23 protein-coding genes are annotated in these 19,364 nt (G+C 43.5%); all 23 read right to left on the minus strand.

What is annotated here, in order from left to right; genetic code table 11:
• Positions 1–58 precede the first annotated feature (58 nt).
• The 23 genes from C3V36_01085 to C3V36_01195 all read right to left on the minus strand — a co-directional run bounded on the left by C3V36_01085 (position 59) and on the right by C3V36_01195 (position 19,320).
• Entirely contained in the window at positions 59–1,180 is a 1,122-nt protein-coding gene (locus C3V36_01085; GenBank protein AVM67979.1) for a UDP-N-acetylglucosamine 2-epimerase (non-hydrolyzing), read from the minus strand.
• 243 nt (positions 1,181–1,423) lie between these two features.
• On the minus strand, positions 1,424–2,362 hold the full coding sequence (locus tag C3V36_01090) for a 2-dehydropantoate 2-reductase (GenBank protein ID AVM67980.1): 939 nt from the start codon (positions 2,360–2,362) through the stop codon (positions 1,424–1,426).
• Positions 2,363–2,390: 28 nt separating this feature from the next.
• Entirely contained in the window at positions 2,391–3,464 is a 1,074-nt protein-coding gene (locus C3V36_01095) for an undecaprenyl-phosphate alpha-N-acetylglucosaminyl 1-phosphate transferase (GenBank protein ID AVM67981.1), read from the minus strand.
• A gap of 15 nt (positions 3,465–3,479) precedes the next feature.
• A complete protein-coding gene (locus tag C3V36_01100; GenBank protein ID AVM67982.1) occupies positions 3,480–4,109 on the minus strand; it encodes a uracil phosphoribosyltransferase in 630 nt (209 codons plus the stop codon).
• Between the two features lie 281 nt (positions 4,110–4,390).
• On the minus strand, positions 4,391–4,840 hold the full coding sequence (gene rpiB / locus C3V36_01105; protein AVM67983.1) for a ribose 5-phosphate isomerase B: 450 nt from the start codon (positions 4,838–4,840) through the stop codon (positions 4,391–4,393).
• Positions 4,841–4,936: 96 nt separating this feature from the next.
• Complete coding sequence (locus tag C3V36_01110) at positions 4,937–5,167, minus strand: hypothetical protein (protein ID AVM67984.1); 231 nt, start codon at positions 5,165–5,167, stop codon at positions 4,937–4,939.
• A gap of 3 nt (positions 5,168–5,170) precedes the next feature.
• The gene (locus C3V36_01115) at positions 5,171–5,674 is read right to left on the minus strand and encodes a hypothetical protein (GenBank protein AVM67985.1); all 504 of its coding nucleotides are present in this window, start codon (positions 5,672–5,674) and stop codon (positions 5,171–5,173) included.
• Positions 5,674–5,892, minus strand: coding sequence for a hypothetical protein (locus C3V36_01120; GenBank protein ID AVM67986.1), 219 nt, complete (start codon positions 5,890–5,892; stop codon positions 5,674–5,676). Before C3V36_01120 ends, C3V36_01115 begins: the two co-directional genes overlap by 1 nt.
• Before the next feature lie 67 nt (positions 5,893–5,959).
• A complete protein-coding gene (locus tag C3V36_01125; protein ID AVM67987.1) occupies positions 5,960–7,084 on the minus strand; it encodes a threonylcarbamoyl-AMP synthase in 1,125 nt (374 codons plus the stop codon).
• Positions 7,085–7,106: 22 nt separating this feature from the next.
• Positions 7,107–8,882 (minus strand): hypothetical protein, encoded by a 1,776-nt coding sequence (locus C3V36_01130; protein AVM67988.1) that lies wholly within the window; start codon positions 8,880–8,882, stop codon positions 7,107–7,109.
• A 198-nt stretch (positions 8,883–9,080) separates the two neighbouring features.
• Positions 9,081–9,329 carry a hypothetical protein gene (locus tag C3V36_01135; GenBank protein ID AVM67989.1) on the minus strand — a complete coding sequence of 83 codons (249 nt, stop codon included), beginning with the start codon at positions 9,327–9,329 and terminating at the stop codon, positions 9,081–9,083.
• Positions 9,330–9,331: 2 nt separating this feature from the next.
• Positions 9,332–9,571 carry a hypothetical protein gene (locus C3V36_01140; protein AVM67990.1) on the minus strand — a complete coding sequence of 80 codons (240 nt, stop codon included), beginning with the start codon at positions 9,569–9,571 and terminating at the stop codon, positions 9,332–9,334.
• Positions 9,568–10,068: a hypothetical protein gene (locus C3V36_01145; protein AVM70390.1), complete on the minus strand. Its 501-nt coding sequence runs from the start codon at positions 10,066–10,068 to the stop codon at positions 9,568–9,570. Before C3V36_01145 ends, C3V36_01140 begins: the two co-directional genes overlap by 4 nt.
• A gap of 257 nt (positions 10,069–10,325) precedes the next feature.
• Complete coding sequence (gene rfbB, locus C3V36_01150; protein ID AVM67991.1) at positions 10,326–11,375, minus strand: dTDP-glucose 4,6-dehydratase; 1,050 nt, start codon at positions 11,373–11,375, stop codon at positions 10,326–10,328.
• Positions 11,376–11,512: 137 nt separating this feature from the next.
• Positions 11,513–12,073: a hypothetical protein gene (locus tag C3V36_01155; protein ID AVM67992.1), complete on the minus strand. Its 561-nt coding sequence runs from the start codon at positions 12,071–12,073 to the stop codon at positions 11,513–11,515.
• A 17-nt stretch (positions 12,074–12,090) separates the two neighbouring features.
• Complete coding sequence (gene rfbA / locus C3V36_01160; protein AVM67993.1) at positions 12,091–12,960, minus strand: glucose-1-phosphate thymidylyltransferase; 870 nt, start codon at positions 12,958–12,960, stop codon at positions 12,091–12,093.
• Positions 12,957–13,364, minus strand: coding sequence for a hypothetical protein (locus C3V36_01165; protein AVM67994.1), 408 nt, complete (start codon positions 13,362–13,364; stop codon positions 12,957–12,959). Before C3V36_01165 ends, rfbA begins: the two co-directional genes overlap by 4 nt.
• On the minus strand, positions 13,361–14,545 hold the full coding sequence (gene glf, locus C3V36_01170) for a UDP-galactopyranose mutase (protein AVM67995.1): 1,185 nt from the start codon (positions 14,543–14,545) through the stop codon (positions 13,361–13,363). The genes C3V36_01165 and glf overlap by 4 nt, the downstream gene beginning before the upstream one ends.
• Positions 14,546–14,557: 12 nt before the next feature.
• Positions 14,558–15,481: a hypothetical protein gene (locus C3V36_01175; protein AVM67996.1), complete on the minus strand. Its 924-nt coding sequence runs from the start codon at positions 15,479–15,481 to the stop codon at positions 14,558–14,560.
• Complete coding sequence (rfbC, locus tag C3V36_01180) at positions 15,478–16,044, minus strand: dTDP-4-dehydrorhamnose 3,5-epimerase (GenBank protein AVM67997.1); 567 nt, start codon at positions 16,042–16,044, stop codon at positions 15,478–15,480. Before rfbC ends, C3V36_01175 begins: the two co-directional genes overlap by 4 nt.
• The gene (locus C3V36_01185; protein ID AVM67998.1) at positions 16,010–17,026 is read right to left on the minus strand and encodes a gfo/Idh/MocA family oxidoreductase; all 1,017 of its coding nucleotides are present in this window, start codon (positions 17,024–17,026) and stop codon (positions 16,010–16,012) included. The genes rfbC and C3V36_01185 overlap by 35 nt, the downstream gene beginning before the upstream one ends.
• Positions 17,013–18,359: a dNDP-4-keto-6-deoxy-glucose-2,3- dehydratase gene (locus C3V36_01190; GenBank protein AVM67999.1), complete on the minus strand. Its 1,347-nt coding sequence runs from the start codon at positions 18,357–18,359 to the stop codon at positions 17,013–17,015. Before C3V36_01190 ends, C3V36_01185 begins: the two co-directional genes overlap by 14 nt.
• Positions 18,340–19,320, minus strand: a complete 981-nt coding sequence (locus tag C3V36_01195) for a glycosyl transferase (protein AVM68000.1) — start codon at positions 19,318–19,320, stop codon at positions 18,340–18,342. The genes C3V36_01190 and C3V36_01195 overlap by 20 nt, the downstream gene beginning before the upstream one ends.
• Positions 19,321–19,364: the final 44 nt, after the last annotated feature.

Genomic DNA, 19,364 nt, shown 5'->3' on the forward strand with positions numbered 1-19,364 from the left:
ATTGTCTATGACAAGATTAGAATTTCCTAAAAAATACATCGGCTTTTCTTAGAAAAACTTAACCTTGAAAATACCTGGCAATGTATTCGGCAATCCGCTCGGCTGCGTGACCATCGCCGTAAGGATTGACCGCCGTTGCCATTTTTTCATAAGCCGCCCGGTCGGTTAACAGCTTTTCTGTTTCCGCCACAATCACATTATAGTCCGTGCCAACCAGCTTCAAGGTACCGGCCTCAACCCCTTCCGGCCGTTCGGTAACATTGCGCAGCACCAGCACTGGTTTGCCCATACTGGGCACCTCCTCCTGTAAGCCGCCCGAATCGGTTAAAACCAGATACGACTGATTCATCAGATTATGCATATCCTGCAATGCCAACGGCGGAATCAAATGGACACGGCCGACACCGTCCAAAATCTGCCGAGCTGTTTCCTGAACCTTGGGATTTAAATGCACCGCATAAACAACTTCTACGTCCGGATGATTTTCCACCAGATAGCGAATCGCCCGGCAAATCTCCGTCAACGGCTCGCCCAAGTTCTCTCGCCGATGCGCGGTCATGGTAATGATTTTACGGCTGTAATCAATATGATTGAGCAAATCATAGTCAAACCGGTAATTCTCCTTAATCGTAGTCTGCAAGGCGTCAATTACCGTATTGCCTGTCACATAAATCGCATCCGCAGCAACATTTTCCGCCAGCAGGTTCTTTTTTGAATTTTCGGTCGGCGCAAAGTGCAGATCGGCCAGTCGGCCGGTTAAACAGCGATTCATTTCCTCCGGGAAAGGCTCATATTTATTAAAAGTGCGCAGACCGGCCTCGACATGACCCACCGGAATTTGCTGATAAAAAGCCGCCAAGGCACCGGCAAAGCTGGTCGTGGTATCCCCGTGAACCAGCACGATATCGGGCTTAGCCGCAATGAATACCTCTTCCAGACCGTTCATGGCGCGAGTCGTGATTTGCGTTAAGGTTTGGCCGGGCTGCATGATGTTTAAATCATAATCCGGCCGGACAGAAAACACCTCCAACACCTGATCCAGCATTTCCCGATGCTGAGCGGTAACTGCCACCACCGACTCCAAAGCCGGATGCTTTTGCACCGCCTGTACCACCGGCGCCATCTTAACTGCTTCCGGCCGCGTTCCGAACACTGACATTACCCTTATTTTTCTATTCATACCTTCTCCTTAAAAATTAATTTTCGGCTGTCCCTTGCCAATACGCAAGCGCGACTGTCCTTTCCACCACGCTCTGCTGCCAATGTGCAGGCCGACTGTCCTTTCACCGGACTTTACTGCCGATACACAAACCAGCTATCCTTCTGCCATGCTTTACGGCCAATGCCTAGACCCGCTTTTCACTGCGCTTTGCAACTGTCCTTTCACCACACTTTGCTCTAAATAAGCGGAACATTCCGCCTGTTATTTTACCCCTAAAATCGCTTCCTTACCATGCGTCAAAATAGTAATGATTTCGCAGTACGGTGCGGCTGCGCCTTTTTCCTTAGCCAAACGCCAAACATAGCCGTTTAAATACTCAATTTCCGTCCGCCGATGCTGCTGCACCAGATCCTGATGCATGGACGGATAATGCTCTCCCTGCCGGGCCGGATCCAAAGAAAACTTAATCAATTCAAGGATTGCCGTTTGATCCAGTTCCACCTGATCCTCGACCTTAGCCGCCCAGGCAAACTCTTTAATGATATTCTGAATAAAGATATCGCCCTCCGGCACCAGGCGGAAGTCCATCAGCCTGCAGTCCAAGATCGCACAAACCGCATTCATCGCTCCGTTGACGCAGGCCTTTTTCCAAACGGAATAAAGTACGTCCTGACTATATTTGGCCTTTAAACCGCCCTGATTCAGCACCGCCACGATTTCTTCCGCACCCGCTGTCATTTCCGGTGCAATGTTTTGCAGCTCAATATTGCCGTCGCCGGATAAATGAACCCGGGCCGGACCCAATAGCTTAGCCGTCCACAGCGTTACCCCCAAATAAATATTTTTCCGCGGGATAAAGCGCTCCATCGTCCGAACATGACCTAAGCCATTCAGCAGGCAAAGCACCTTGGTGTCTTTGTGAATAATACTTTTTAAATCTTCCAGCATTTCCGAAAGCTGCATGGATTTAACAAATAAAATAATCAGGTCGGCTTGCTCCGGCCCGATATTTTTGGAATGATAGGCTCTGACCGGGATTGTTCTTTCTTCTCCGTTTTCTTCAATCGTCAGCCCGTCCCGATTCATCTTATCGACATTTTCCGGCCAACCGTCAATATAAAATACCTCTTGCCCGGACTTTTGCAGCATATAGCCGAAACGGCCGCCCATTGCGCCCGCGCCCGCAATTGCAATTCTCATGATTTCGTTTCCCTCCGCTCAATTATTTTTACTTGGAATCGGTTTTTTCCTGCCTGACCCGCAGCACGCCGTCGCCAATCCAAACCGCAAAAACTACAATCAGCAGAATCGCCGCCGCCCACACGTCCTTTAAAACAACCAAAATCGCAGCCAGACCAAACAGGGCACTGATAAAATAAAGCGTCAATACTGCTTTTTTCTGGCTCAGTCCCTTATCAATCAGACGATGATGGAGATGCCCCCGATCACCCTCGCTGATCGGCCGGTGATTGACCACCCGGCGGATAATGGCAAACATGGTATCGGCAATCGGCAGCGCCAAGACAATCACCGCTACCACTAAGGTCAGCGCCGTATAAGTCTTGAGCATTGTCTGCACGGAAATCACTGCCAGAGAATACCCCAAAAAGGTCGAACCGGTATCGCCCATAAAAATCTTGGCCGGATTGAAATTATACGGTAAAAAACCCAGACAACTCCCGGCCAGCGCCGCCGTCAGCAGAATCGGAAGTCCGGCCAGCAGCGGATCGCCAAAAATAACGGCAATAATCATCAGCGTGGCCGAAGCAATCGATGCCACGCCGGTCGCCAGGCCGTCCAGACCATCTAAAAGATTAACCGCATTGGTTACACCAATAATCCAAAAAATAGTGATCACATTGCTGAAAATACCAAAGTTAATTTTGCCGAAAAACGGCACCGTAATATCGCTGATTTGCGTTCCCGTTGTCACCGCAATCAGCGCCGCCAAAAGCTGCACCACAATTCTGGTGCGGGGTCTTAAGCTGTAAATATCATCCAAAAATCCTAACAGGGTAATCAGCGCCGCCCCGCCCAGCAGCCCCCAAACCGTGGGCTGCTGACCGGCCGGAACCTGATGCATCAGGAAAAGAACCGTTATAAAAAATCCGACAAAAATCGCCAGTCCTCCCGCCCGAGGCATTACCTTGGTATGCATTCCCCTTTTTTTAGGCTGATCGAGCGCTCCCACCTTATAAGCAATTTTCATACTGATGGGGGTTGTCGCCAGGGACAGCACAAAGGCCAGCAAAAAAGCAATCATATAACTGTAGTACTCTGTTAATACTTGAAAAAAAGCCACTGTTTCCTCCGTTATTTATTTGGTTCCGAACAAGCGGTCGCCGGCATCACCCAGTCCCGGAACAATGTATGCATGATCATTTAATTTTTCGTCCAACGCGCCAATATAAATGGCTACATCCGGATGCGCCTCGCGCAATTCCTTGACTCCTTCCGGCGCGGCAATAATACATAAAAAGTGAAGCTTGGTCACGCCTTTCTGCTTTAAAAAGTCAATGGCGGCAATCGCCGAACCACCGGTTGCCAGCATCGGGTCGAGCACAAACATATCTCTTTCACTGACGTCGCTGGGGAGTTTGCAGTAATATTCCACGGGCTTTAACGACTGCGGATCGCGGTAAAGGCCGATATGACCAACCTTGGCCGTCGGCACCAGCGTCAGCAAAGCATCCGCCATACCAAGTCCCGCTCTTAAAATCGGAACAATGCCCAAATGCCGCCCCTCTATTTGTTTAACCGTAGTTTTCGCAATCGGAGTTTCAATCTCAATCTCTTCCAAAGGCAAGTTTCTGGTCGCTTCATAAGACATCAGCATAGCAATCTCACTGACCAGCTCCCTAAACTCCTTCGGGCCGGTTTCTTTTCTTCTTAAAATCCCGATCTTGTGCTGAATTAACGGGTGATCCATAACAAATACATTCGACATTTTTTGCTCCTTCCGCGTGTTGTTCCCTCAATTTCCCATGTCAAGCACTGCTTGTTTGCCGGCCCTGCGCACAATACTCGCTTGTGAGCGCTTCCAAGCGCCAACATAAAAAATCAAGTAATTTCCTTCTGTCTCTTTATGTAAGCCGCCGGCCCATCACAACCGGCCACTTTATTTCTGCGCGTTTCCGCGCGGTTTTCACAGTTTCTTATTTTTCCTGCACGCCAGACTCCGGCAGGCAAAGCATTCCATTGCCTTCGGTGCCGCCATGCGGCAAATCGTTATCTTTCCGTCAGCGTTTGTCCAAAGCAGGTCTTTTCAATCCGGCGTCTATGCCGCTCTTCCTCCGAAAAAGGGGTTGTTAAAAAGGTATGCGTGATCTTCTTGGCCAGTTCCGGACCGATTACCCGACCGCCCATCGCCAGTACATTGGCATCATTATGCAGCCGCGTTGCCTCCGCCGAAAAGCAGTCATGACACAGCGCCGCCCGAATCCCGGCATAGCGATTGGCCGTAATCGAAATCCCAATGCCCGTACCGCAGATTAAAATGCCTTTATCCGCTTCACCGCGCAAAATCATCTCCGCCGCTTTTTTGGCAATATCCGGATAGTCCGCCGTTGTTTCCTGATAAATCCCCACGTCTTGATATTCATATCCGCCCTGCTTTAAAAACTCGATAATTTCCTGCTTTAAAGCAAAGCCACCATGATCAGAACCAATTACTATCATTTTATGCCTCCTTCCTCTATTCGCTCTATTATAACTCATTTTTTCAAATTTGAAAATCATTTTTTCCTTGCCGCCGGAATCGGGTGCAAAGGGCGGCTACAGTTCTGCCTGTATAATATGACCATATTTAAGTTCATCCTGCAATAATCCATATACATAGGAGGGGCTCTCTCTGTATAATCCGGTTTCTGCATCCATTAGTTTGTCATGGATTTCCGATGTATATAGGATGCACATTGCGATATCATATTCAATTCCCTGATCTTCAGAAAGCATTTCAACCAGATCCTGAACCATGTATTCTATCATCTGCTGCTCTTTCCCCATTGTTTATATGCCCTCCTTTCTTAACAAACGAATTGCTCTTTCTGTATGAAAAGAGTATTGATTCGTAGTTTTTTTATATATCATTCCTCTCAGCATATTCTCAAAGGTTATCATACCATTTTCATATTGTCTGAAAAGAAGCGCCATATCATCATCCGCAATTGGTCCTATAACAATATCGTATTTGTTATCAAAATTACATTCTGGGCTGGAAAAATCTGCAAACTTTCTATCACGATTATTTCTTATAAACCTCACCCACTCTTCCGATGTCTCCATACCAAAATCTTTTATTCTCAAATCTTTCATTTCTAAAAAAGAATCATCAATATCGTATTCATTGAGAACCGGTGAGCCCCCATAAATCCTTGCCACTCTCTTTGCCATCTTCTCGGCTTGTTCTTTCATAACAGTAAGGTAAAAGCCCTGTCCAAAATCTTTATAGGGACGGCACATAGCAAGATTTATTTCTTTGATATCCGTATTGCTTCCATGATATAAGCGCATTAATAGCCACCTCCATTGTTTCGGCATACCATGACAAGGTCTTCCACCGCATCATCTAAACTCAAGGTATGCTCAATATCATAATGATCTTTGATAAACTCAATCCCCTTATGATCATACAAATAGATAAACGCTTCTTTTGAGGCTATATGAAACTTACTGGCAAATTCATTCACGCAAACCACCGTAAAGTTAATTTTCTTTTTTAGTTCGCTCATAATCATTCCTCCTGAATCATTTTCTCGGATAGCGCCACCAATTGACCTTAAGGCCTCATCATACCCATTAATTTCCTGCCGCCTTGCGCAAACGGTTCATAATCGCCGCTCCGATTCCTTCCTCCGGATAAGATACCGCAAAAATTTCTTCAATCTCATGGCTATCCATAAAACGCAGGCCATCAAACAAATGACTGGCAATCTCAGCCAGATTTTCCCGACTGCCCAGTGAAAAACAAAGATAGGGCGAAAGCTGCTCCGCATACTCCGCCGGTACCAGCGCCGCCGCTTTTCTGCCCTGCCGCCCGGCCGCCTCCAAACCGCTGCGCAGCGCCGCCAAGTTTGCCGCCTCGTCCGCCGCCGGCAGCAGATAAACCTTGCCTTTCGGCGCGTAATGCCGGTACTTCATCCCCGGTGCAATCGGGATTTCACCATCCTTTAAACGGCCCCGATTGATTTGCACTTCGCCAATCACCGCTTCAATCATCGCCTGCGTCACTGCCCCCGGCCTTAAAATTACCGGCACTTCCCGGCTCATATCAATCACAGTTGACTCCAGTCCCACTTCCGCCGAACCGGAACGGATAATCATATCAACTCGGCCATCCAAGTCTTCCGCAACATGGACAAACTCAGTCGGACTCGGCCGGCCGGACAAATTGGCGCTGGGCGCGGCAATCGGCAGTCCACATGCCCGCAAAACCGCATGAGCGACCGGATGCCGCGGAATCCGAATCCCCACTGTGTTCAACCCGCCGGTGATGGCCGCCGGAATATTATCCTGTTTTTTAAAAATCATAGTTAAAGGCCCCGGACAAAAGGCGGCCGCCAAGCATCTGGCCCGCTCACTGATTGCCTCCACATACCGGTCTGCCTCTGCCCACTCGGCCAAATGCACAATCAGCGGATTATCACTCGGCCGACCCTTGGCCTCATAAATTTTGGCCGCCGCCTCCGCCGACAGAGCATTGGCTCCAATGCCGTAAACCGTTTCGGTCGGAAAAGCAACCAGCTTTCCCTGCCGCAAAAAATCTGCCGCCAGCTTTACCCGCTCCGGCTGCGGCTCTTTTTCATCAATTTCAAGCACTATTGTTTTCATGGTTTTTCCTCTCAAAAACGCCTGCCGGAAACCGAAGTTTCCGATACGGGAAAGCAAATGACATGAAAAGAACTGCCGCCATGATTTTCTCATTTGGCAGCAGCCTTTTAATCTCTTACTGTTTCAGGTACTGACTGATTGCTTCCCAGGCCTCTTCACTTTCCAGACCCAGCTTCCAGCCGGAAATTCCGGCCAAACGATAGCCGCTGGCTATGTTCAGCTTTTCCGTCAGCGAACGCTGATCTTCAATCCACATCTTAAAGGTCGCATCGCCTTCTTTATACTCGCCGTAATATTGCGCCACTTCCTCGTTCCACTCAATTTTGGCGCCCTTGTCAATCAGCAGCTGCTTGCCGTAGCCCATGCCGTAAGCCTTGGAGCTAACCTTTAAGCTGTCGCCGCTTCCGGTTTCCTGCCAGAGCCGAGTATAAAAAGGAATCCCTAAGATGACCTTATTGGCCGGCACCAAAGCCAGCGTATCGGTCACACCTTCGCGCACAAAATTAATCGAAGCAACCGAACCGCTCTTGGGCGACGTGCTCCAATGTTCATCATAGCCCATAATAATTAAATAATCAATGTATTTGCCGATTTCCGCCCGGCCGTAATGCTCTGTCCACGGCTTCGGCACATACATATCGACCGATACGGTCACGCCCTTTTGCTTTAAAAACAAAGATAATTCCTTGACAAATTGGACATACGCCGGCCCGTCTTCTTTCGGTACTTCTTCAAAGTCAATATTGATTCCGTCCAGTCCGTACAAATCAACAAAACTCAGGATCTGGCGAATCACCTTTTCCCGCTTGGCTGTACTGGAGAGCACCGCGTGGGTAATCGGCTTGTCAAAGGAATTGCTGAACAGCGGCCAGACTTTGTAGCCGTTTTGATGTGCCCACCGGACATAGGCAATATCCGCTAACGAAGAAACCGCGCCCTCGGTATCGGTGATATGAAACCAGGTCGGGCTGATGACATTAACTCCCTTCGCTGCCGCCATTTTCTCCTGAATCGAGCCATTAGCCGTCATGTTAAAAACCTGATGCCAAACCATATTGACCTTGCCCGGCAGCGCTGCCGAAAGAGCCGGCGCACTTTCTTTGAGCGAATTGGACTCAATAATCTCCTCAACCTCTCCGATCACGTCTTTCCTGACGTAGCCTATAAAGCCTTCATGAGTCCGCACCTTATAATAATCGCCGCTTTCTTCCAGCAAAACAAAAATCATGCCCGATAACACCGGATAATAATAATAGACCGTTTCCCCCTCCTGCGGAATGGCATTGTAAACATAGGCCTTGACATCACCGGCCTGCTTCTTTTCTTTTTCCGCTTCGGACTCCGCGGCCGTTAAATCGGCTACACCGATTCTCTGCGTTTTTTGCGGATTATCCAAGGTCAGGATATGATACCGGCCATTGTAGGATAAGCGAAAATTGGCAAACTTAGCAACCAGCTCTGTCGGCAAATAGGGAACGCCGTTGATTTCCTCCAAACCGATTTGCAGTTCAACCGGCTCATTATTATAATAATAAGTCTTTTCCCCCGGCTTTAAGCGGATTACATCGCGGCTGTCAGTATAGGTCAGCACCTTTTCCGCCGCATCATAATAAAGCGCGTCCGTCAAGTGACTCAGCACCAAGTCCAGCGGCAGATAAAAGGTCTCGCCAATCTTCTTGGCCGGAGCCGCCAACTGTAAAGCCTGCCCCTCAAAGACCGTTGCCAGATTTTCATCATTATATTCGGCATAAAGCCCGGCTAAATCCAGCGGCAATTCTTTGGCCGTCTGCGTTTGCCGGGAAGCAAAATATTTCCAGGCAAAAAAAGCTGCCGCCGCCAAAGCCAAGATCAGAAAAAATGACAAAATAATTGTCGCTCTATGTTTTTTCATTCGATTCCTCCTGTGTGTTACAGATTCAGGCAAGCGCTCGCAATTTGTCGAAATATCAACAACTTACCTGTACTATAACTTTTTATCAATTCTCTCACAGGCGGCTGGTTTATGCAAGTTATTTTTTGGAATTTGGGGGTTTTTAATGAAAGATTAATCAAAGCAAGGGGTTATTTCCGTTGTCTGTGCTTTGATGAGCTACAAATTTTGTTCAGCCAAATCTTCATCAGCTTTAGGTAACAGTAAGCCCTGCCGAGCCTCGATATAGGCACTAATATCATCCACAATATACTGCCGGCCAGTGGTGTGCAGCGCTTCATAATAAGCCCTGATATAGCTAATCACATCATAGCGATTAAATACCTCAATTACACTCTTTCCCGTCATTCCTTTGGCGTGCTTATATTCTTCGATACAATATACAATAAATCCTATTTTAGTGTCCATAATCAGGCCTCCTCCGGATAGGTGATGCGTCCGGTTTCTTTTTCCTCCAGCCATAAATTATATAGAGTAACAATGCTCAAATGCCACAGTTTGGTCTCCTCCCGCTCCAATTGGCTATACAGTTCCGAACAATATAGTTGGGTCAAAGCTTCGGTTTCAGTTAAATGCCGTTCTTCCATCAGCCTTTGAACCAGACGGGGAATAATCAGTTCCAGCATTCCTTTAACGCTCGTTTCACTCATGGTTTTCCCCTTTCTATCGGCAGTTGTCCGCTATAGGTTAATTCATTCAAAGCCGCTTCTGTGGCAAAAGTCATCTGATTATACAACTCTTTCACCTTCAAACGAGCAATGGTTTCTTCTTTAGTTAAAATTCCTTCTTCATAAGCAACGAACGTTCGATAAATGGTGTCATTCGCAACCGGCCCGAAAATAATGTCGTACTGCTTTCCGACATACATTCCATTCCGATTGGCAAATACAAAATCCAGCCATTCTTCGTTTGGTTCTGAAAAAACTAAAACCTTATACCTGCCTGCCAGCTTCTCTATGTCCGGTACGACATAGGAACTAACACAGGGCGAGCCGCTTTGTCTTCGGCTCGTTACCTTATCGGCAAAACTGATTGCCTGATTTAAATTAGTCGTTGTATAAAACCCATAACCAAAATCCAAAGTCCGGTTTTGGTGAACCAGCCTTGGGCGGGCAACAATAACATTACTGCCATGATATACAATCATAGATACCTCCGGATTGCTTCTGGGGTAAATGGTCAAAAACTCCTGACCATAATCAAAACCAATAAATATCATCTCAAACAGTACTAACCTCTTCCGCACGAATATGCTCTTCCCATTTCTCAGCACTGGCTTTCTCACGGGAATCTGCTTTCTGCATATATATTTTAAGTATTTTTATCGGTTTTGTCAATTAAGATTGAACTAAAACAAGCGCTGCCTTGCCTGTAAAGGCCAAAGTAGCGCTTATTTTAATGTTTTTATCCGCGGTACATTTTCTCATAATAATTCTGGTATTCGCCGCTGACTACCTTCTCAAGCCAATCTTCATGGTTTAAATACCACTGAATTGTTTCCGCCATCCCCTGCTCAAAAGTATAGCTCGGACTCCAACCCAACTTCGTCGTGATTTTAGTGTTATCAATCGCATAGCGACGGTCATGCCCCGGGCGGTCCTTGACATACTCAATCAGATCTTCCGTCTTACCTAATTCCTTGATAATCAACTTAACAATCTCAATATTGGCTTTTTCATTATTGCCGCCAATATTATAAACCTCGCCCAGCTCGCCTTTCTCCAGAACAGTTAAAATCGCCGTGCAATGGTCTTTCACATGCAGCCAATCCCGGATCTGCATCCCATCACCGTAAACCGGCAGTTTTTTGTCCTTTTGGCAGTTATGAATCATCAGTGGAATCAGCTTTTCCGGGAACTGATACGGTCCGTAATTATTAGAACATCTGGTAATATTCACCGGCAAGCCAAAGGTTTCATGATAGGCTCGCACCAGCATATCGGCGCTGGCCTTGGACGCAGAATACGGACTGTTCGGTGCCAGCGGCGTACTTTCTGTAAAAAGTCCAGTTTTTCCCAGCGCACCATAAACCTCATCGGTTGACACCTGCAAATATTTCACCCCCGGCTGATAAGTCCGGTCATATTTGTCCTGCGGCTTCACCTTCCAATGCTTTTTAGCCGTATCTAACAGCGCCTGCGTTCCCATAATATTAGTCTTTAAAAAGATTTCCGGATCTTCAATACTTCTGTCGACATGCGACTCGGCTGCGAAATGAACGACGGTATCAATCTTATATTTAGCAAAAAGATTATCCAGTAAATCCCGGTCACAAACATCCCCTTTGACAAAGGTATACCTCTGATCATCTTTAATATCCTCTAAATTTTCCAAATTGCCGGCATAAGTCAAGGCATCCAAATTGATAAGGTTATATTCTCCTCTTTCCAACATCAACTTAATAAAATTGGAACCAATAAAGCCGGCACCACCGGTAACTAAGATATTTTTCATGGTATTCTCCTTTGCTAATTGTTCATTGTTTCATTATTTATCTAACTTAAATAACTATTTCATCCAACCTGTTTTAAACGATTGCACCTTTGATTTCATTTATATAAATCTGATGCAATAATTATCTTTCCATTTTATCAATTCTTAGGATACAAAATTCTTTTTTCGCTGATTGGCAATACCTGTTCATATAATCTAAAAAGATTGATCAGACTTTTTCCTTTATCCGTAATTCTATATCCATCCCCTATTTTTTCTATATTCTTCAAGTATAACTGTTCCTGTATTCTTCGCTCTGTTGCTTTCATTTTATAAATATAGCCTTCGATAAAGGAAGCCTCTATTTCTTCTCTGGTAAAAACCTTATCTGAATTCTCAGTCATATCCGCCAATGAATATACCGTATATGACCGGTCAATCGGCATAGATACAATCGTAACAACAAATAACATAGCCAAAAAAACAGAAACATAAGTTGACGCTATTTCTACTTCCGAAATATTAAGAATCTTGATTTTTTTCAATATAATACCAAATATTAAAGTAAGGATTATATTAAATACAACTAAGTATACTATCCGGTAATAATAAATCAATACTCCTTCAAATAAAGGTGTCCGAATCAGAACCGCTAATAATACAGTATTACATAATCCTAAAACAACACATCTTACAAAATATTCCCATACTTTCTTCACTTTTTTCTCCTAAATGTTTATTTTTCCCTAGCCACTCGCTTTAAATACTGGCCATACTCCGACTTCTCCAAGGTTTTCGCCGCCTCAAGCAACTGTTCTTTCGTGATATAGCCTCTAAGATACGCAATCTCCTCTAAGCAGGAAACGTATAAGCCCGTTCTTTTTTGCATGGTCTGCACAAAATTGGATGCCTCCAATAGTCCTTCAAAGGTTCCGGTATCAAGCCACGCCATACCCCGGCCAAACAGTTCAACCTTCAACTGCTTTCGATTCAAATACTCCTGATTAACCGCCGTAATCTCCAGTTCCCCTCTGGCGGACGGTTTGATGTTTTTGGCAATCTCAACCACCTGATTATCATAAAAATACAGCCCCGGAATTGCGTAATTAGACTTAGGGTTTTCCGGCTTTTCTTCCAGCGAAAGTACATTCCAGTCTTTGTCAAACTCAACTACTCCAAAATCTTTCGGGTTATTCACATAATAGCCGTAAATCACTGCGCCTTGTTCCAAAGCGGCTGACTTCCATAAAAGTTCTGAAAAATGCCGACCATAAAAAATATTATCGCCCAGTACCAGACAAACATTATCCTTGCCAATAAACTCCTCGCCAATAATAAATGCCTCCGCCAGTCCATTCGGTGCGGCCTGCACCGCATAGGACAGCGTCAGGCCAAGTGAACTGCCGTCGCCCAACAGATTTTGATAAAACGGCAAATCTCGCTCCGTCGAAATAATCAAGATTTCCCGAATCCGCGCCAGCATAAGCGTTGACAGCGGATAATAAATCATCGGTTTATCATAAATCGGAACAATTTGCTTAGAAATTGATTTAGTAATTGGGTACAAGCGAGTACCTGCTCCACCAGCTAAAATAATTCCTTTCATTTCATTTTCTCCTTCTTTTTAAAGATATAGAACTTACTGAAAATATAATTTAAGATAATAATAACTGCATTGACAATTACTTTGGAAATATATTTATGCGCCCCGATTTGCACCAGCAGCAGCATGCCACCGTTATCAATCAAAATCGTCATAATCCGCATTCCAAAAAACTGTAAAAAATTAGCTTTCGTAAACGCAACCGCAAAAACAAACTTGGTATTGGTATAATAGGCGAACAGCACCGCTAATACAAACGCCAGAGAATTCGATAGTAATAAAGAACACCCTAAAAAATCAAACAAGGCAAAAAGCACCATATTAACAATCACTGTCAGCATCCCAAAAATCAAGTATAATATGGTTTCCTTATATTTTTTTATTAAGATAATTCCTTTTCCACTCATACCAAACTACTCGATATTTCTAATTCTTCTTTTAATATTTCCCATTTCTTTAAAGTATGGTTGATAATCCAATCCATATTATAGTATTTGTAGTCTGCTAACCGCCCACACAAAAATAAATTGCTGTATTGACCAGCTTTATCCGTATATTTCTGAAAAAGTTCCAGATTTTCTTTGGCAACCACCGGATAGTAAGGTAAATTACCTCTATCCGCATTTTTATCATACGGCATAGAATACTCTTTAGCTATTGTAGCATACTCGCCTTTTGGCTGTCCATTTATTTTGTTATATTCCGTAATTCTGGTATATGGCACATCCGGGGAAGGGCAGGATAAAATATCCGCTGGTAAAATAGAGTCTGCTTTTTGACTTTCATACTCAAACTCTAAGGAACGATAGGGAAGCGCCCCGTACTCAAGATTAAATAATTCATCAATTGCACCGGTAAACACTAATTTCTCGACACTATTCCCTTCATAAAGCACTTTTTTATTTTCTTCATCAAAACTAATATGCTCCAAGGCATCTATGTTTAATTCAACTTTTATATTTTGATGCCTTAATAGATTTTCAAAAAGTGCTGTATATCCATATTTAGGAATAAATTGAAAGTCTGCATCTAAGTAACGTTCTTCATAATTCAGCCTCATCTTCACCCGATCCAAAACACTTTTATCCAATTGCTCTGGATCAAGACTCCATTGCTTGGCCGTATATGTCTTATAGGCCTTCTCATATAATAATGTTCCATATTCTTTGATATCCTCGTCTTTATGCCGGATCAACTCAAAGATAGATACTGTAGAGCGGCCTTTAAATTCTGTTCGCATTTTATTTAAAAGATAAGAAGCCTGCTTATAACCAACTAATTGCTGCATGGTTAAATAATTGAACGGCAGTTGAACATATTTCCCATCTATCAAACTCAATAATTTAACGGCAAAGGGAATGAGTTCTGTGTATTTTTCTAAAAATTCAATTACATGTACCATATTGGTATTGATCAGATGCGGGCCGTATTTATGCACCATAACCCCATATTCATTTACATAATCATACATATTTCCGGCAATATGCGGTCTTTGTTCAATAACTCTAACCTTATAATCCGCTTCTGCTAATTTCCTGGCTAAAATACTACCTGAAAAGCCACTTCCGACAACAATTGCTTCTTTCATTTTCTGCTCCTATTATATCTTGATGTCTAAAGTTTTAACCCAGTTTGCTGTTTCTAAAATATTTTTCTCAAAATCGGATACAACTGCATATCCCGTATCCCTATAAAGCGCACCAATATCAACTTTTCTATAGTCCAAAGCCATAGCATCCGGATATACGCCAAATCTTAGTTCTACACTCGGCGCTAAAATATCTCTGACTTGACCGGCAATCTCCTTAAACGTGCGAAGCTTCTGGTTACCTACATAATAGCTTTTTTGATTTTCTCCCTTTTCGGCAATTGCACATAATCCAGCAACAATATCATCAATATATACCCAGTCATATAAAAAATCGCCTTCTACTAAGTCAGGACTTTTCCCTTTTAATAAATTGGATATTAAAATATTTGGAATAGTTTTTGACCGATCACCAGGTCCGTAGGAATTCGCAATCAACGCAATATTCATTTCTATTCCTTTTTGATAGGCCAGTGTTTTACAAATCATTTCTGCCGCTAATTTACTCGCTCCATAAATACAAGTATATCGAGGCTTAATACCAGACTTACCAAAATAATCTATCACTTCCATTACATTGATAGTACTCGCCATAATAAACTTTTTAGTTTTAAATTGAATGGCTGCATTTAAAGCATCCCCAGAATATACCGCATTATTCATCTGCATTTGGTAATTTTTAAAATATTCCCCATACGTTCCTTCCCAAGCAAGATGAAAAAAAACATCTATATCATTAAACTGATATTTTTCAGCCAATTGACTATATTCACTTAATTCCGCTTCTATGATATGCAGTTGGGTACTTTCTTGCCATTCCAGTATTTCTCCTCTAGAACGAACTACTGCAAAAATTTCGACATCTTCTTTCAGCAGCTTTTGGGTCAAGGCTCTGCCAATAAAGCCACTGGCTCCTGCAATGATTACCTTTTTCATACCAGATTCCTTTCCATATTTAAGTTTACATCACTATCTTTTAATTTCGGCGCTCTGGTGTCCTTTTCTGAAATAATCGGATTTTTTATCCCCCATTCTACATTTATCTCCGGGTCGTTCCACGCAATCGCCCGGTCAAATTCTGGATAATAAAATTCCGTTACTTTATACTGAACCTCACAGTGATCTTCCAAAGTCAAAAACGCATGACCAAACCCACTAGGAATCCAAATTTGTTTATGATTATCAGCTGACAGTTCAACCGCCAGCCATTTTTTAAACGTCAGCGAATCTTTGCGCAAATCAACTACCACATCCAATATTCTGCCTCTAATGCAGCGCACCAGCTTAATTTGAGGCTTCGGATTATTCTGAAAGTGAATTCCCCGTAGTGTTCCTTGCTTAATGGTATAACTGTGATTATCCTGAACAAAAGTCGCGTTAATCCCCAGTTCCGCCAATGTTCTGGCCGAATAGCTTTCCGTATAATATCCTCGATAGTCCTCAAAGTACCTTGGTTCTAAAATTTTAACACCCGCTAATTCCAGTTCTGTTATTTTCATTTTCGTTTTCTTCCCTTTCTTGCCCTTGCAACCACACCGCTTCCACTAACTCCGCCTGCCGCAATAACTCTTGATACTCCCTCTCCCTTCGCTGATTATTTGCCAAACAGCCTTCAAACCGCAGAATCGAGCCATAAAATTGATCCGCCGCCGGAATTCGAAGCGATTTTTTCTCGCCTTTTTCCTCTATCTCCAAAGCAACTTCCAGTTCCGATCCAGCCGTAAAAACCCGCGGTGATTTTATACTGCCCGTCTGTCCCCAAACTTCCAGCTCGCACTTATAGACGTTATCCATGCCAAAGCTGATTTGCGCCACTTGTCTTTTTGAATTTTCCAGCACCGCTGAGCCATATAAATCAACATCGGATAACGTGTCTTGATTTAAACTAACATATTGACATTTTGTATCTTCGCCCAAAAGAATGCTTGCCAGTTTTACGGTATATCCGCCGCAATCCAGCAAAGCCCCACCACCTAACGCTTTCTCATAGCGAAAGTCTTTTCCCGCTCGCCGCGGAAAGCCAAAGGCAATGCGAATCAGACGCAGCTCTCCAATTTTTTCCTCCGCTATCATCGCCTGAATCGCCCTTAGTTGTGGATGCTCGGTAAACATATAGTTCTCGCGCAGCGCCAAATTCTTTTGCTTTGCCAGCCTCACCAATTCTTGCGTTTGCTCATAGGAAATCGTTGACGGTTTTTCCAAGAAAACATGCTTGCCGTTTTCCAGTGCTTTTCTCGCCCATTCAAAATGCAGCGCCGGCGGAAGCGGCAAATAAACGGCATCAATTTCTCCGTCCGCCAAAAGTTCCTCGTAACTGCCATAGCCCTTACCACCAAACTCGTGCACAAATTTCTCTGTTTTTGCCAGTTCTCTGGATGCTACACCGGCATATTCCCAATTTTCTGCTTTTTTTAGCGCCGGCAGGAAACGTCGAAAAGCAATTTCTGAAGTTCCTAAAATTCCTATTTTAATTTTGGCCATCTTCCCTTCCTCCCAGTACCGACAAAAGATTTCTTAGTTGTATATTAAGACAATTATTTATCTGTGTCAATAAGTTTAGCGTTCGGAGATCAACCGCAAAGTAGCCCGCCGGCAAAATACCGATCTCCCTCTTATCAACTTCTATGATTACATTATGGTTCTGCTCATGATAAAATCTTCCGCCCTCTTCTGATAAAATCGTGTCAAACAGAACCCCTTGCCTCTGGTGATACTTTTCCCAGAACAAGGTTCGAATCCAATCTTTTTCCTCTCCTCGCGCTCCCGCTTCCTGCTGAATGGTCGGCCCCAGTTCTATTTTATCAAAGCAGCCCACCTCTGGCACTGCTTTAACAACAAAATACCATGTTCCGTCCTCTTGATAACGAAGCAGCCCAAAAAATGCTTTCCCTACCGCTTCAAATAAAGGCTGACACCATTTGACAACTTCCCGGCCTTCAATCTCAATTTCGCAAAAGACCACTTTAAACGGATATTCTCTTTTATGTGCGATTTCCGCTTCTGTTATTCTCCAGTCTTTCAATGCCGTTAAAGCCGTCTGCTGCCGCTTTCGACTGTCAAACATTTTATAATTATTGATAAAATGATATATCTCCGGTAAATGATTCTGCCCATCGCCAACACAAGCGTTCTTTAAAAAGTCCGTCGGCAGCCCCAAAGGCACCCATTGCTCCACACCATGCAGCGCAAAAGGAATACAGGAAAGTACCGTCCGAGTATCCATATTGACCAGATTTTCGACCATCATTAGTTCCTTAATCTGCGGCAAAGTTATCCACTTATGCGAAGGCAGTACCTCTATGTCTTCGTCTATCTTGATGATAATGTTGCGGTTACGCTTACCCCAAAAGCGTGACGACTGCTCCGACTGGATTTGATCCACTATAATCTGCTCTTTTTTAGCATAAATAAAGTAATCCAAATAAGCTGGTTTTTTCCCGCCATGCTGCTGGGTAAAATTACTTTTTGTCGCCTGAATGGTTGGTGACAGTTGAATCTTATTGATATTGCCCGGTTCAATCTTTGCCTGCATCAAAAAATGAGTTTCGCCGTCAAAATCCCTGCAAATAATCCCTAAGTAGCCAATCTCTTCCTGCAATAAAATAGGCTGCTCCAAAAGAACCTCGCCCTGTGGATTGACTTCCCGCAAACCAGCAATTTGAAAAAAGGTATTCTTCGCATTGCGGATATAACCATCTTTTTCATCTAAAAACCAGCCCTGGCACTCCGCAAAATGGATTTTGCTAATTTCTACCTTAGTGGTTTGATTTCGAGATTTAATCCATAATAGGATATCATTCATCTGATTTTGCATTGCTATTCTCCTTAGCAGCTTCCGGCTGATCAAAGTTCAGTTTCTTTTCAATGACTACTAATGGGCGTTTTAATAAACGAGCGTTAATGCTCAAAATATATTCTCCTAAAATACCTATAAAGAAAAGCTGAACGGCACCAATAAGAAAAATCCCGATGATAATACTAGCCGTTCCGATTGGATAACTATCCCAGTGTAATAGCTTATATACAAAAACATACAGTGCTATTAATATACTTCCTATTCCCATTATCATTCCTACAAAAGTAGCCGCCCGCATCAATAGCTTTGTATATGAGGTTACTCCTATCATGGCTTCATCATAATACTTAAAAAAATTAAAACCGGACGAGCCCCTCTCGCTTTTGGCTTGGTGGTATTTCATAATATACATATTCATGCCAAATTCCGATATAATTCCTCTAAGATAAGGAACCGGGTCTTCTATATTCCTTATAGTATCTACAAAAACCCGATCATACAGGCCAAAACCATTAAAATGTTCAATTTGTTGATTACTGGCCATTTTCCTGATTAGTTTGTAATATATCGTTCTAAAAAAGTACAGCAATGGATTTTCTGAACTGCTATATTTTTGACCAATGATAACTTTATAGCCTTCTTCCCACTTTTTTACAAACTCCGGTAATAATTCTGGTGGATCCTGTAAATCACCAAACAACATAAAGGTGGCATCTCCGCTGCCTTGTAAAAAAGTTGAAAAAACATTCCTTGAAAAGCCAAAATTTTTAGCATTGCGAATTCCTTTAACTTTTCTGTCAAAAGCGCATACCTTTTCAATTTCCTGCCATGTATTATCCGGTGAACAGTCATCTACAAAGAAAATTTCATAATCGTATTTTGTTAACTCATTTTGAAAAACTGCTACTAATCTCTCATACATCAACTGGATACTTTTTTCTTCCTTATAACATGGAATAACCACGCTAATCTTTTTCATATCACCACTTATTTCCTTCCTAATTTCAGCTTTCAAATAAACTA

This window comes from Lachnospiraceae bacterium oral taxon 500 (assembly GCA_002999035.1).
Classification (GTDB): domain Bacteria; phylum Bacillota; class Clostridia; order Lachnospirales; family Vallitaleaceae; genus W11650.